This is a genomic window from Blastococcus haudaquaticus, from assembly GCF_900230285.1.
Lineage (GTDB): Bacteria > Actinomycetota > Actinomycetes > Mycobacteriales > Geodermatophilaceae > Blastococcus_B > Blastococcus_B haudaquaticus.
The window spans coordinates 547,907-560,021 of record NZ_OCNK01000001.1; the positions used below are offsets into that span (position 1 = coordinate 547,907).

The 12,115-nt window shown below is 68.7% G+C and carries 22 protein-coding genes; all 22 read right to left on the reverse strand.

All coding sequences use genetic code 11. The features are described 5' to 3' along the window. Window positions 1-162: 162 nt before the first annotated feature. The 22 genes from CRP30_RS02625 to rplP all read right to left on the reverse strand — a co-directional run bounded on the left by CRP30_RS02625 (window position 163) and on the right by rplP (window position 12,114). Window positions 163-1,227, reverse strand: coding sequence for a DNA-directed RNA polymerase subunit alpha (locus CRP30_RS02625; RefSeq protein WP_097182395.1), 1,065 nt, complete (start codon window positions 1,225-1,227; stop codon window positions 163-165). Window positions 1,228-1,388: 161 nt separating this feature from the next. Next, entirely contained in the window at window positions 1,389-2,015 is a 627-nt protein-coding gene (rpsD, locus tag CRP30_RS02630; protein WP_097182396.1) for a 30S ribosomal protein S4, read from the reverse strand. Between the two features lie 36 nt (window positions 2,016-2,051). Next, window positions 2,052-2,459 (reverse strand): 30S ribosomal protein S11, encoded by a 408-nt coding sequence (gene rpsK, locus CRP30_RS02635; protein ID WP_026857037.1) that lies wholly within the window; start codon window positions 2,457-2,459, stop codon window positions 2,052-2,054. A gap of 113 nt (window positions 2,460-2,572) precedes the next feature. Further along, window positions 2,573-2,947, reverse strand: a complete 375-nt coding sequence (gene rpsM, locus CRP30_RS02640) for a 30S ribosomal protein S13 (RefSeq protein WP_097182397.1) — start codon at window positions 2,945-2,947, stop codon at window positions 2,573-2,575. 27 nt (window positions 2,948-2,974) lie between these two features. Beyond that, window positions 2,975-3,088: a 50S ribosomal protein L36 gene (gene rpmJ / locus CRP30_RS02645; RefSeq protein WP_012950458.1), complete on the reverse strand. Its 114-nt coding sequence runs from the start codon at window positions 3,086-3,088 to the stop codon at window positions 2,975-2,977. A gap of 75 nt (window positions 3,089-3,163) precedes the next feature. Next, entirely contained in the window at window positions 3,164-3,385 is a 222-nt protein-coding gene (infA, locus tag CRP30_RS02650; RefSeq protein WP_012950459.1) for a translation initiation factor IF-1, read from the reverse strand. A gap of 243 nt (window positions 3,386-3,628) precedes the next feature. After that, window positions 3,629-4,432 (reverse strand): type I methionyl aminopeptidase, encoded by an 804-nt coding sequence (gene map, locus CRP30_RS02655; RefSeq protein ID WP_097183084.1) that lies wholly within the window; start codon window positions 4,430-4,432, stop codon window positions 3,629-3,631. A 70-nt stretch (window positions 4,433-4,502) separates the two neighbouring features. Beyond that, a complete protein-coding gene (locus CRP30_RS02660) occupies window positions 4,503-5,099 on the reverse strand; it encodes an adenylate kinase (RefSeq protein WP_304528891.1) in 597 nt (198 codons plus the stop codon). Between the two features lie 8 nt (window positions 5,100-5,107). Then, window positions 5,108-6,418, reverse strand: a complete 1,311-nt coding sequence (gene secY / locus CRP30_RS02665) for a preprotein translocase subunit SecY (RefSeq protein WP_097182399.1) — start codon at window positions 6,416-6,418, stop codon at window positions 5,108-5,110. Between the two features lie 150 nt (window positions 6,419-6,568). Beyond that, a complete protein-coding gene (rplO, locus tag CRP30_RS02670) occupies window positions 6,569-7,015 on the reverse strand; it encodes a 50S ribosomal protein L15 (protein ID WP_097182400.1) in 447 nt (148 codons plus the stop codon). 13 nt (window positions 7,016-7,028) lie between these two features. Beyond that, window positions 7,029-7,211 carry a 50S ribosomal protein L30 gene (rpmD, locus tag CRP30_RS02675; protein WP_097182401.1) on the reverse strand — a complete coding sequence of 61 codons (183 nt, stop codon included), beginning with the start codon at window positions 7,209-7,211 and terminating at the stop codon, window positions 7,029-7,031. Between the two features lies 1 nt (window position 7,212). Beyond that, window positions 7,213-7,854 (reverse strand): 30S ribosomal protein S5, encoded by a 642-nt coding sequence (rpsE, locus tag CRP30_RS02680; RefSeq protein ID WP_097182402.1) that lies wholly within the window; start codon window positions 7,852-7,854, stop codon window positions 7,213-7,215. Between the two features lie 49 nt (window positions 7,855-7,903). Then, the gene (rplR, locus tag CRP30_RS02685) at window positions 7,904-8,305 is read right to left on the reverse strand and encodes a 50S ribosomal protein L18 (RefSeq protein ID WP_097182403.1); all 402 of its coding nucleotides are present in this window, start codon (window positions 8,303-8,305) and stop codon (window positions 7,904-7,906) included. Then, complete coding sequence (gene rplF, locus CRP30_RS02690) at window positions 8,305-8,844, reverse strand: 50S ribosomal protein L6 (protein ID WP_097182404.1); 540 nt, start codon at window positions 8,842-8,844, stop codon at window positions 8,305-8,307. The genes rplR and rplF overlap by 1 nt, the downstream gene beginning before the upstream one ends. Before the next feature lie 12 nt (window positions 8,845-8,856). Beyond that, window positions 8,857-9,267 carry a 30S ribosomal protein S8 gene (rpsH, locus tag CRP30_RS02695; protein WP_097182405.1) on the reverse strand — a complete coding sequence of 137 codons (411 nt, stop codon included), beginning with the start codon at window positions 9,265-9,267 and terminating at the stop codon, window positions 8,857-8,859. A 133-nt stretch (window positions 9,268-9,400) separates the two neighbouring features. Then, window positions 9,401-9,586: a type Z 30S ribosomal protein S14 gene (locus tag CRP30_RS02700; protein ID WP_026857026.1), complete on the reverse strand. Its 186-nt coding sequence runs from the start codon at window positions 9,584-9,586 to the stop codon at window positions 9,401-9,403. A 17-nt stretch (window positions 9,587-9,603) separates the two neighbouring features. Beyond that, on the reverse strand, window positions 9,604-10,188 hold the full coding sequence (rplE, locus tag CRP30_RS02705; protein ID WP_097182406.1) for a 50S ribosomal protein L5: 585 nt from the start codon (window positions 10,186-10,188) through the stop codon (window positions 9,604-9,606). 4 nt (window positions 10,189-10,192) lie between these two features. Further along, complete coding sequence (rplX, locus tag CRP30_RS02710) at window positions 10,193-10,567, reverse strand: 50S ribosomal protein L24 (protein WP_439647016.1); 375 nt, start codon at window positions 10,565-10,567, stop codon at window positions 10,193-10,195. A 2-nt stretch (window positions 10,568-10,569) separates the two neighbouring features. Next, the gene (rplN, locus tag CRP30_RS02715) at window positions 10,570-10,938 is read right to left on the reverse strand and encodes a 50S ribosomal protein L14 (protein ID WP_091929103.1); all 369 of its coding nucleotides are present in this window, start codon (window positions 10,936-10,938) and stop codon (window positions 10,570-10,572) included. Between the two features lie 227 nt (window positions 10,939-11,165). Next, window positions 11,166-11,468, reverse strand: a complete 303-nt coding sequence (gene rpsQ, locus CRP30_RS02720) for a 30S ribosomal protein S17 (protein ID WP_097182407.1) — start codon at window positions 11,466-11,468, stop codon at window positions 11,166-11,168. Continuing rightward, complete coding sequence (gene rpmC, locus CRP30_RS02725; protein WP_091929105.1) at window positions 11,465-11,698, reverse strand: 50S ribosomal protein L29; 234 nt, start codon at window positions 11,696-11,698, stop codon at window positions 11,465-11,467. The genes rpsQ and rpmC overlap by 4 nt, the downstream gene beginning before the upstream one ends. Beyond that, the gene (gene rplP / locus CRP30_RS02730) at window positions 11,698-12,114 is read right to left on the reverse strand and encodes a 50S ribosomal protein L16 (RefSeq protein WP_097182408.1); all 417 of its coding nucleotides are present in this window, start codon (window positions 12,112-12,114) and stop codon (window positions 11,698-11,700) included. The genes rpmC and rplP overlap by 1 nt, the downstream gene beginning before the upstream one ends. Window position 12,115 lies beyond the last annotated feature (1 nt).

Here is a 12,115-nt window from a genome sequence, read left to right on the forward strand (position 1 = left end):
CGGTCCTTCCTCAAGCGGCCGGAGGGAGTGCCGGCTGCGTCCGTGGTGGTGCTGTCGTCCGTGGTGGTGCTGTCGTCCGTGGTGCGGTGGTGCTCGCGGTCAGTCTCGCCGCCCGCGGGGCGGCGCCGGACGGCGGGTTCCCCCGCCGTCCGGCGCGCGGCCTCAGAGCTGCTCGGTCTCCTGGAAGGAGGCGTCGGTGTACTCGACGTCGGCGTACTCGGGCGAACCCTGGTACGCGTCGGTCTCGTAGCCCTCGTCGTAGCTCTCGATCGAGGTGGGGATGAACCCGGGCGGGCTGTCCTTGAGCGCGAGACCCATGGCCGCCAGCTTCATCTTGACCTCGTCGATCGACTTGGCCCCGAAGTTCCGGATGTCGAGCAGGTCGGCCTCGGAGCGGGTCACGAGCTCACCGACGGTGTGCACGCCCTCGCGCTTGAGGCAGTTGTAGGACCGGACGGTGAGGTCCATGTCCTCGATCGGCATCGAGAAGTTCGCGATGTCGGCGGCCTCGGCCGGGCTGGGCCCGACCTCGATGCCCTCGGCGTCGACGTTCAGCTCGCGCAGCAGGCCGAACAGCTCGACCAGGGTCGACCCGGCGGACGCGATGGCGTCGCGCGGGGCGATCGAGGGCTTGGTCTCGACGTCGACGACCAGACGGTCGAAGTCGGTCCGCTGCTCGACGCGGGTCGCCTCGACGGCGTAGGTGACCTTGAGGACCGGGGAGTAGATCGAGTCGACGGGGATGCGACCGATCTCCTGGCCGGGCTGCTTGTTCTGCGGCGCCGGCACGTAGCCACGGCCCCGCTCGACGACCAGCTCGATCTCGAGACGGCCCTTGCCGTTCAGGGTGGCGATGTGCAGCTCGGGGTTGTGCACCTCGACGCCGGCCGGGGGCGCGATGTCCGCGGCGGTGACCTCACCGGGGCCCTGCTTGCGCAGGTACATGGTCACCGGCTCGTCGGAGTCGGAGCTGACGACCAGACCCTTGAGGTTCAGGATGATCTCGGTGACGTCCTCCTTGACGCCCGGCACGGTGGTGAACTCGTGCAGGGTGCCCTCGATCCGGATGCTGGTGACAGCAGCGCCGGGGATCGAGGAGAGGAGCGTGCGGCGCAGGGAGTTGCCGAGGGTGTAGCCGAAACCGGGCTCGAGGGGCTCGATGACGAATCGCGAACGCGACTCGGTGATCGTCTCCTCGGTGAGGGTCGGGCGCTGTGCGATGAGCATGGTGGTTCTCCTTCTGGTCCTCCGGCACCCGCCATATGACGCCGTGAGGGGGTGGTGCCGGCGGGGCGGACATCTGTCCGCCCGCCCCGCCGTCCTGCAGTTCGTGGCCCCTGCCGGTCCCACCGCGAGCCTGCGAGCGGTGGGGGCAGGGGGTCCTGCTGTTACTTCGAGTAGAGCTCCACGATCAGCTGCTCTTGGACCGGGGTGTCGATCACCTGGCGGGCCGGGATGCCGTGCACGAGCACGCGCAGCTGGCTGCTTACGACCTCGAGCCACGGCGGGGTGGGACGCTCGCCGGCCCGGGCCTGGGCGATCTCGAACGGCAGCATCGTGCGCGACTTCTCGGCCACCTCGATGATGTCGTTCTCGCTCACGCGGTACGAGGGGATGTCGACCTTGCGGCCGTTCACCCGGATGTGGCCGTGGCGCACCAGCTGGCGCGCCATGTCCCGGGACTCGGCGAAACCGGCCCGGTAGACCACGTTGTCGAGGCGCGACTCCAGGATCTGGAGGAGGACCTCACCGGTCTTACCGGTCTTGCGGTTGGCCTCTTCGTAGTAACCGCGGAACTGCTTCTCCAGGACGCCGTAGATGCGGCGGGCCTTCTGCTTCTCGCGAAGCTGGAGCAGGTACTCGCTGTCCTTGGTGCGGCCACGGCCGTGCTCGCCCGGCGGGTACGGCCGGATCTCGATCGGGCACTTCGGGGACTCGCACTTGCTGCCCTTGAGGAACAGCTTCATCTTCTCGCGCCGGCAGAGGCGGCAGTCGGCTCCGGTATAGCGGGCCACGTCAAATACTCCTGTTTCGTCTCGTCAAGGAGCCGGTCAGACCCGGCGGCGCTTCTTGGGGCGGCAGCCGTTGTGCGGCTGCGGCGTCACGTCCTGGATCTGCCCGACCTCGAGGCCCGTGGCCTGCAGGGAGCGGATGGCGGTCTCGCGACCGGAGCCCGGGCCCTTCACGAAGACGTCGACCTTGCGCATGCCGTGCTCCTGCGCCTTGCGCGCGGCGTTCTCGGCAGCCATCTGCGCCGCGAACGGCGTGGACTTGCGCGAGCCCTTGAAGCCGACGTGGCCGGCGGAGGCCCAGCTGATCACGTTGCCGTTCGGGTCGGTGATCGACACGATCGTGTTGTTGAACGTGCTCTTGATGTGCGCGGCGCCGTGGGCGACGTTCTTCTTCTCCTTGCGGCGGACCTTCTTGGCACCAGCCGCGGTGCGAGCCCTGGGAGGCATGTCTCTCCGGATCCTTGATCGTTCAGTGGCCTGGTGTGGTGAGCGTGAGCTCGTGGCGCGGTGTCGCTCCCGCCCTCACGGGTAGCTGCGACGGCGCGCCGGTCGTGCTGAGATCAGCGCGCCTTCTTCTTGCCCGCGATCGTCTTGCGCGGGCCCTTGCTCGAGCGCGCGTTGGTCTTGGTGCGCTGCCCGCGGACCGGGAGGCCACGGCGGTGCCGCAGCCCCTGGTAGCTGCCGATCTCCACCTTGCGGCGGATGTCGGCGGCGACGTCGCGGCGCAGGTCACCCTCGACGCGGAAGTGCTCGTCGATGTAGTCACGCAGCTTCAGCAGGTCCTCGTCAGTGAGGTCCTTGGCGCGCAGGTCGGGGCTGACGCCCGTCGCGGCCAGGGTCTCCTTGGCGTGGGTCTTGCCGATGCCATAGATGTAGGTGAGCGCGATCTCCATCCGCTTCTCGCGGGGCAGGTCGACGCCGGCCAGTCGTGCCATGTTCTGGGTGCTCCCTGTTCGTTCGACTCAGCCCTGGCGCTGCTTGTGCCGGGCGTTGTCGCAGATGACCATGACCCGGCCGTGCCGGCGGATCACCTTGCACTTGTCGCAGATCTTCTTCACCGACGGCTGGACCTTCACCGGTGCCGCCCCTCATTCCTCGATCGTGTGCCGGCCGCCACCTGCCTGGGCTCCCCAGGGGCGCGGGCCGAGCGGTTACTTGTAGCGGTAGACGATGCGACCGCGGGTCAGGTCGTAGGGCGAGAGCTCCACGACCACGCGGTCCTCGGGCAGGATGCGGATGTAGTGCTGGCGCATCTTGCCGCTGATGTGGGCGAGCACCCGGTGCCCGTTCTGCAGCTCGACCCGGAACATCGCATTGGGCAGCGGCTCGACGACGCGACCCTCGACCTCGATGGCCCCGTCCTTCTTCGCCATTCCCTACACGCGCTCCTCGACTCGGTGGTCCATGTCCCGGCGCACCCAGGGCGGAACCCCGTCGGATGCGCTCGGTGATTGCAGAACAGGTGGTGCAGACGTTCTCGCGAGGGCGTTCCGGGTCATGCGGCCACAGCAGGACGGCGGAACGGCGCGAACGCCATCGGCCACTGTACCTTGACGCCCCACGCGTCACCAACCCGCCCTCGGGTGACGGCGATCATGGCCGGCGTGCGGACGCCGTCAGGTCCGGGGCGCGACGCCGAACGGTGCGAGCCCGGCGACGCCGCCGTCCGGCGCGGTCAGCACCCACGGGCCCTCGGGGGTGATCGCGACCGTGTGCTCGAAGTGAGCAGCCCGCGATCCGTCCTTCGTGATGACGGTCCAGCCGTCGTCCAGCTCCACGGTGGCCGGGTTCCCCACCGTGACCATCGGTTCGATGGCCAGCGTGAGACCGGGCACGAGCTTGGGGCCGCGGCCGGGGCGGCCGTAGTTCAGCACGTGCGGGTCCTGGTGCATCTCGGTCCCGATCCCGTGCCCGCCGTAGTGGTCAACGATGCCGTACGGGTGCGACTCGGCGGTGATGGTCTCCTCGACCGCGTGGCTGATGTCGGTCAGCCGACCGCCGGCGATCGCTCTGGCCAGCCCGGCCCACATCGACCGTTCCGTCACCTCCAGCAATGCGGCGTCCTCGGCCGAGGGCTCCCCCACCGTCACCGTGACCGCGGAGTCGCTGTGCCAGCCCTGAAGGATGGCGCCGCAGTCGATGGAGATGTTGTCGCCCTCGGCCAGCCGGCGCTCGGGGTTCGGGATGCCGTGCACGATCTCGTGGTTGATCGACGCGCAGATCGTCCCGGTGAACCCGTGGTAGCCGAGGAAGTTCGGCACCGCCCCCTGGGAGCGGATGTGGTCCTCCGCGATGGCGTCCAGCTCACCGGTGCTGACGCCGGGACGTACCGCCGCCTTGACCGCGGCGATGGCCCCGGCCGTCACGAGCCCCGAGGCTCGCATGAGCTCGATCTCGTGCGCTGTCTTGATCTGGATCATGCGTCCACTCCACTTCGCGAGCAGCGGGAGGCGGCTCAGGATCCCGGCCGACATCTCCTGCCCTCTTCCGTCAGCCCGCTGCGGGCTGTCCGGGCTCCGGCGCCCCGCACGCGGCGAGCGCGCGGGCCGTGACCTCGTCGACCTCACCGATGGCGTCGATGCGGGCGAGCAGCCCCTCGGTCTCGTAGAAGCCGGAGAGCGGTGCGGTCTGTTCCCGGTACACCTGCAGGCGGTGCCGGACGGTCTCGGGCTTGTCGTCGTCCCGCTGGACCATCTCGCCGTCGACGAGCATCCGGCGGCCGGAGAGCCGGCGGACCAGCTCGTCCTCGTCGACGACCAGCTCGAGCACGCAGTCGAGCTGGTGACCCAGCTCGGTCAGCGATTCGCGCAGCTGCTCGGCCTGCGCGATCGTGCGCGGGAAGCCGTCGAGCAGGAAGCCGGCCTTGGCGTCGGGCTCGGCCAGCCGGTCCTTGACCATCGCCACCGTGATCTCGTCGGGGACGAGGTCGCCGGCGTCCATGTAGGTCTTCGCCTGCTGACCCAGCTCGGTCTGGCCGCTCACGTTGGCCCGGAAGATGTCGCCGGTGGAGATCGCGGGAACGCCGAAACGACCGGCGATGATCTGCGCCTGGGTGCCCTTGCCCGCTCCGGGGGGTCCCAGCAGCACGACGCGCACTACTTCAGGAACCCTTCGTAGTTGCGCTGGTTGAGTTGCGTCTCGATCTGCTTCACCGTCTCCAACCCCACTCCGACCATGATCAGCACCGCGGTCCCGCCGAACGGGAAGTTCTGGTTCTGCCCCTCCTGCGTGATCGACAGGAACAGGTTGGGCAGCACCGCCACCGTGCCCAGGTACAGCGAGCCCGGCAGGGTGATCCGCGACAGGACGTACTGCAGGTACTCGGCGGTCGGCCGGCCCGGACGGATGCCGGGGATGAAGCCGCCGTAGCGCTTCATGTCGTCGGCCCGCTCCTCGGGGTTGAACGTGATCGACACGTAGAAGTACGTGAAGAACACGATCAGGCCGAAGTAGAACGCGACGTGGACCGGACTGCTCTGGTCGATGATGTAGTTCTCGAAGAACTGCCGCACCGGACCCGTCTCGTTGCCCTGCAACTGGGTGATCAGTTGCGGCAGGTAGAGCAGGGACGACGCGAAGATGACCGGGATGACGCCGGCCTGGTTGACCTTCAGCGGCAGGTACGTGCTCGTGCCGCCGTACATCCGTCGGCCGACCATCCGCTTGGCGTACTGCACCGGGATCCGGCGCTGGGCCTGCTCGACGTAGACGACCGCGCCGATGATCAGCAGGGCGAAGGCACAGACGACGGCGAAGACGACGCCGCCGCGGGTCTGCAGGATCGAGCCGCCCTCCGCCGGGATCCGCGCGGCGATCGAGGTGAAGATCAGCACGGACATGCCGTTGCCGATCCCCTTCTCGGTCAGCAGCTCGCCGAGCCACATGATCAGGGCGGTGCCCGCGGTCAGCGCGATGACCAGCACCACGGTCGACCAGACGGAGTCCGAGGGGATGATCGACTCGGAGCAGTTGGGGAACAGCTGCCCGCTGCGCGCCAGGGCGATGATGCCGGTGCTCTGCAGGACGGCGAGGGCGATCGTCAGGTAGCGGGTGTACTGGGTCAGCTTCGCCTGACCCGACTGCCCCTCCTTCTTCAGCTGCTCGAACCGCGGGATCACGACCACCAGCAGCTGAACGATGATGCTCGCCGTGATGTACGGCATGATCCCGAGCGCGAAGACGCTCAGCCGCAGCAGCGCGCCACCGGAGAACAGGTTGACCAGCGAGTAGAGGTCGCGCTGATCGGAGGCCTGGGCCTGCTCGAGACAGTTGTTGATCGCCTCGACGGAGACGCCCGGTCCGGGGACCGCGGCGCCCAGCCGGTAGACGGCGATGATCGCCAGGGAGAACAGCAGCTTGCGCCGGAGGTCTGGCGTCCGGAACGCCGCGGCGAACGCCTGCAGCACGTGCCCTCCCCTAGTCGGTCGGTCGAGGTTAGCAATCGGCCCGCCCCGCATCAGTGCAGGGCGGCAAAAGGACCCCCTTGCCCCCCACCGCTCGCAAGCGCGCGGTGGGCCCCTGCAAGGGGGCCGAGGGGCAGGGGGGTCCTTCTACCTTCAGAGAACGGTGGTGCTTCCTCCGGCCGCGCCGATCTTCTCGGCTGCGGACGCGGAGAAGGCGTGGGCCTGGACGTCGACCTTCACGCCACCCAGGTCGCCGGTGCCGAGCACCTTGACGAGCTGACCGCGGCGGACGGCGCCGGCCTGGACAAGTGCGTCCGGGCCGATCGTGCCGCCCTGCGGGAAGAGCGCCGCGATCCGGTCGAGGTTGACGACCTGGAAGACGACCTTGTTCGGGCTCTTGAAGCCGGAGAGCTTGGGCAGCCGCATGTGCAGCGGGGTCTGCCCACCCTCGAACCGGGCGTGCGTGTTGCCACGTGCGCCGGAGCCCTTGGTGCCGCGACCGGCCGTCTTGCCCCGCTTGCCGCCCTCACCACGACCCACGCGAATCTTCTTGGCGTGGGCGCCGGCTGCCGGACGCAGGTGATGGACCTTGAGAGTCATGGTGTTCCCCTGCTCAGACGATCTCTTCGACGGTGACCAGGTGCGGCACCGTCGCGACCATCCCGCGGATCTCGGGACGGTCCTCCTGCACGACCGAGTCGTGGATCCGCTTCAGACCGAGGGAACGCAGCGTCTCGCGCTGGTTCTTCTTGCGGCCGATACCGGACTTGACCTGGGTGACCTTGATCTGCGCCATCTCAGACCCCCTGACCCGCACGGGCACGCAGCATGGCGGCCGGGGCGACGTCCTCGAGGGGCAGACCACGGCGGGCCGCGATCTCCTCGGGGCGGACGAGGTCCTTCAGCGCCTGCATCGTGGCGTGCACGATGTTGATCGGGTTCGAGGAACCCAGGCTCTTGGACAGCACGTCGTGGATGCCGGCGCACTCGAGCACGGCACGCACCGGGCCACCGGCGATGACGCCGGTACCGGGGCTGGCCGGCTTGAGCAGCACGACACCGGCGGCCGCCTCACCCTGCACGGGGTGCGGGATGGTGCTGGCGATGCGCGGCACGGCGTAGAAGTGCTTCTTGGCCTCCTCGACGCCCTTGGCGATCGCCGCGGGCACCTCCTTGGCCTTGCCGTAGCCCACGCCGACCTTGCCGTCGCCGTCGCCCACGATCACGAGGGCGGTGAAGCTGAAGCGACGACCACCCTTCACGACCTTGGACACGCGGTTGATCGCGACGACGCGCTCGATGTAGTTGCTCTTCTCGGCGGGCGCGCCTCCGGGGCCCCGACCGCCGTCACGACGGTCGCGGCGGTCGTTACCGCCGCCGGCGCCGCCGGCGCCACCGGCTCCCCCGGCGCCACCGCCGCGTCGCTGTGGTCCTGGCATCAGACGTCCCTCTCGATCTTCTTCTGCACGGTGTTCCGGGTGCTGGTCATCAGAAGTCCAGCCCACCCTCGCGGGCGCCGTCGGCGAGCGCGGCGATGCGACCGGCGTACCGGTTCCCACCACGGTCGAAGACGACGGCGGAGATGCCGGCGGACTTGGCGCGGTCGGCGATCAGGGCGCCGACCTGGCGGGCGAGGGCGGACTTGTCACCCTCGGCGCCACGGAGCCCCATCGTCGACGCGCTGGCCAGCGTGCGGCCGGCCGTGTCGTCCACGAGCTGCACGTGGATGTGCCGCGACGAGCGCTTGACCACCAGGCGCGGACGCTCCGGCGTTCCCTCGACGCGCTTGCGGAGTCGGTTGTGACGGCGCAGCCGCGAGACGCGGCGGGCCGTGCTGATGTCGGTGCCGACGGGCTTGTGGACCCGAGCGGTCTTCTCTGCCTGAGCCATTACTTACCCGTCTTCCCGACCTTGCGCTTGACGACCTCGCCCTGGTACCGCACGCCCTTGCCCTTGTACGGGTCGGGCTTGCGGATCTTGCGGATCTTGGCAGCGACCTCGCCGACCTGCTGCTTGTCGATCCCCGTCACCCGCAGGCGGGTCGGGGACTCGACGGCGAAGGAGATCCCCTCGGGGGCCTTCACCGGCACCGGGTGGCTGAAGCCCAGGGCGAACTCGAGGTCCGAGCCGCGCGCCTGGACGCGGTAACCGACACCGACGATCTCGAGGGTCTTCGTGTAGCCCTCGGTGACACCGGTGATCATGTTGGCGATGAGCGTCCGCGACAGCCCGTGCAGGGCGCGGTTCTGACGCTCGTCGTTGGGACGCTGCACGCGGAGCGTGCCGTCCTCGTCGCGCTCCACCGTGATGGGCGCCGCGACCGTGTGCGTCAGCGAGCCCTTGGGCCCCTTGACGCTGACCGTCTGGCCGTCGATGGCGATGTCCACGCCGCTCGGCACGGCGATCGGGAGTCGTCCGATCCGTGACATGTCGTTGGCCCCTTACCAGACGTAGGCGAGGACTTCCCCACCCACGCCCTTCTTGTTCGCCTGCTTGTCGGTCAGCAGCCCGGTCGACGTCGAGATGATCGCGACGCCGAGACCGCCGAGCACCTTGGGCAGTGCGGTGGACTTCGCGTACACCCGGAGACCGGGCTTGGACACGCGGCGGACGCCGGCGATGCTGCGCTCGCGGTTCGGCCCGTACTTCAGGTCGACGACGAGCTGCTTGAAGGTGCTGCCGTCCTTCTCCACGTCGTTGACGGTCCAGCCGGCGATGTAGCCCTCCTGCTGGAGGATCTCGGCGATGTGCGTCTTGAGCTTCGAGGACGGCATGGCCGCGGAGTCGTGGTACGCCTGGTTGGCGTTCCGCAGCCGCGTCAGCATGTCCGCGATCGGGTCGGTCATCGTCATGTCGGGTGGTGCCTCTCTCGCCGCGGTTCCTCGTGCGCTGGGTCTCGGAGACTTGGCGCAGGGCCTATCGGCGATCGGTGGTGCTGCGGTTCGGCCGGTGCTCGTGCTCCGGCCGGGTCGGGACGGCTGGTGGTTACCAGCTGGACTTGCGGACGCCCGGGAGCTCCCCGGCGTGCGCCATCTCCCGCAGGCAGATCCGGCACAGGCCGAACTTGCGGAAGACGGAGTGCGGACGGCCGCAGCGCTGGCAGCGGGTGTAGCCACGGACGGCGAACTTGGGCTTGCGGTTCGCCTTCTCGATCAGAGCCTTCTTGGCCATTGTCTTCTCCTACCGGCTCAGCTGATGGTGGTCACGACGGGCACGCCGGCGAAGGGGAAGCCGAGCTGACGGAGCAGCTCGCGGCCCTCCTCGTCGTTCGTCGCGGTGGTGACCAGCGTGATGTCCATGCCGCGCGGCCGGTCGATCCTGTCGACGTCGATCTCGCGGAACATCGACTGCTCGTTGAGGCCGAACGTGTAGTTGCCGTGGCCGTCGAACTGCTTCGGGCTGAGCCCGCGGAAGTCACGGATACGGGGCAGGGCCAGCGACAGCAGCCGGTCCAGGAACTCCCACATCCGGTCGCCGCGAAGGGTGACCTTGGCGCCGATCGGCATGCCCTCGCGCAGCTTGAACTGGGCGATGGACTTGCGGGCCCGGACGACGGCCGGCTTCTGACCGGTGATCGCGGTCAGGTCGCGCACGGCGCCGTCCATCAGCTTGGCGTCGCGAGTGGCCTCGCCGACGCCCATGTTGACGACGATCTTCGTCAGGCGCGGGATCTGCATGACGTTGTCGAAGTTGAACTCCGACTGCAGGGCCGGCGCGATGTTCTCGCGGTAGTGGGCGAGCATGCGGGGCAGCTCGCGCGTGGGTGCGCTCATGGGATCAGAGGTCCTTACCGGTGCGCCGCGAGACCCGGACGTTGCGGCCGTTGTCGTCCTTGCGGTAGCCGACCCGGGTCGGCTTGTCCTCGGAGTCGACCACCATCACGTTGCTCACGTGGATGGGCGCCTCCTGCGTGACGATCCCGCCCTGCTGGGCACCGCGCTGCGTCGAGCTGATGCGGGTGTGCTTCTTGATGCGCCCCACGCCCTCGACGAGGACGCGCTGGACCGCCGGGAAGGCAGCGATGACGCGGCCCTTCGCACCCTTGTCCTTGCCGGACAGGACGAGAACGGTGTCGCCCTTCTTCACCTTCATGGAAGGCGCCTTCGCCTTGGACGTGCCGGTCTTGCCGGTGCCCTTGTTCGTGGCAGCCATGATCACAGCACCTCCGGTGCGAGCGAGATGATCCGCATGAAGCGCTTGTCGCGGAGCTCGCGGCCCACGGGGCCGAAGATGCGCGTACCGCGCGGGTCGCCGCTGTCGCGGATGATGACCGCGGCGTTCTCGTCGAAGCGGATGTAGGAACCGTCGGGACGACGGCGCTCCTTCACGGTGCGGACGACGACGGCCTTGACCACGTCACCCTTCTTGACGCCGGCACCGGGCAGCGCGTCCTTGACGGTTCCGACGATCACGTCGCCGATGCCCGCGTAGCGTCGCCCGGAGCCGCCGAGCACCCGGATGCAGAGGATCTCCTTCGCACCCGTGTTGTCGGCGACGCGCAGTCGCGACTCCTGCTGGATCACGTCCAACTCCCAAAAACTTGTGGTGACAGCCGGGCCGGATCGGTGAACCGGCTGTCCGGCACCCGCGTGCCGACGCACCGGCGGCGATCGCCGCCGGTGCGTCGAAGCACGGGTACCGGGATGCGGCGCGCACTGTCTGCGGACAGATGTGGTGCGCGCCAGTCGTCCAGAGTACGCGTATCGCTCTGGTCTTGTGCTACGGCCCCGGAGGACCGCTCACTGCTGGCCTACTTCGCCTTCTCGATGATCTCGACCAGACGCCACCGCTTGGTGGCCGACGTCGGCCGGGTCTCCATGATCTGGACACGGTCCCCGATACCGGCGACGTTCTGCTCGTCGTGCACCTTGAGCTTGTTCGTCCGGCGGATGACCTTGCCGTAGAGGGCGTGCTTCACGCGGTCCTCGACCTCGACGACGATGGTCTTCTCCATCTTGTCGCTGACCACGAGGCCCTCGCGGACCTTGCGGTAGCCACGGCCCGCGAGGCCGGGCCCACTGGAGACCTGACTGGTTTCCTGGGTCTCGCTCATGCCACACCCTCGTTCGGGGCGACCGAGAGACCCAGCTCGCGCTCGCGCATGATCGTGTAGATCCGGGCGATGTCGCGGCGGACGGTCTGCAGTCGCCGGTTGTTGTCCAGCTGGCCGGTGGCCACCTGGAACCGCAGGTTGAACAGTTCTTCCTTCGACTCACGCAGCCGCGACGCGAGCTCGTCGACAGAGAGCTCGCGCAGCTCCGGAGCGGTCAGACCGGCGGCCATCACACTTCTCCTTCACGCGTGATGAAGCGGCACTTCATGGGGAGCTTGTGGATCGCGCGGCGCATGGCCTCGCGGGCCACCGGCTCGGCGACACCCGAGAGCTCGAACATGATGCGGCCGGGCTTCACGTTGGCGACCCACCACTCCGGCGAACCCTTACCGGAACCCATGCGGGTCTCGGCGGGCTTCTTGGTGAGCGGACGGTCCGGGTAGATCGAGATCCACACCTTGCCGCCACGCTTGATGTGGCGCGTCATGGCGATACGGGCGGACTCGATCTGCCGGTTGGTCACGTACGCCGGCTCGAGGGCCTGGATGGCGTACTCACCGAAGTTGATCGCGGTGCCGCCCTTGGCCTTGCCGCCGCGGTCGGGGTGGTGCTGCTTGCGGTGCTTGACGCGCCGTGGGATCAGCACG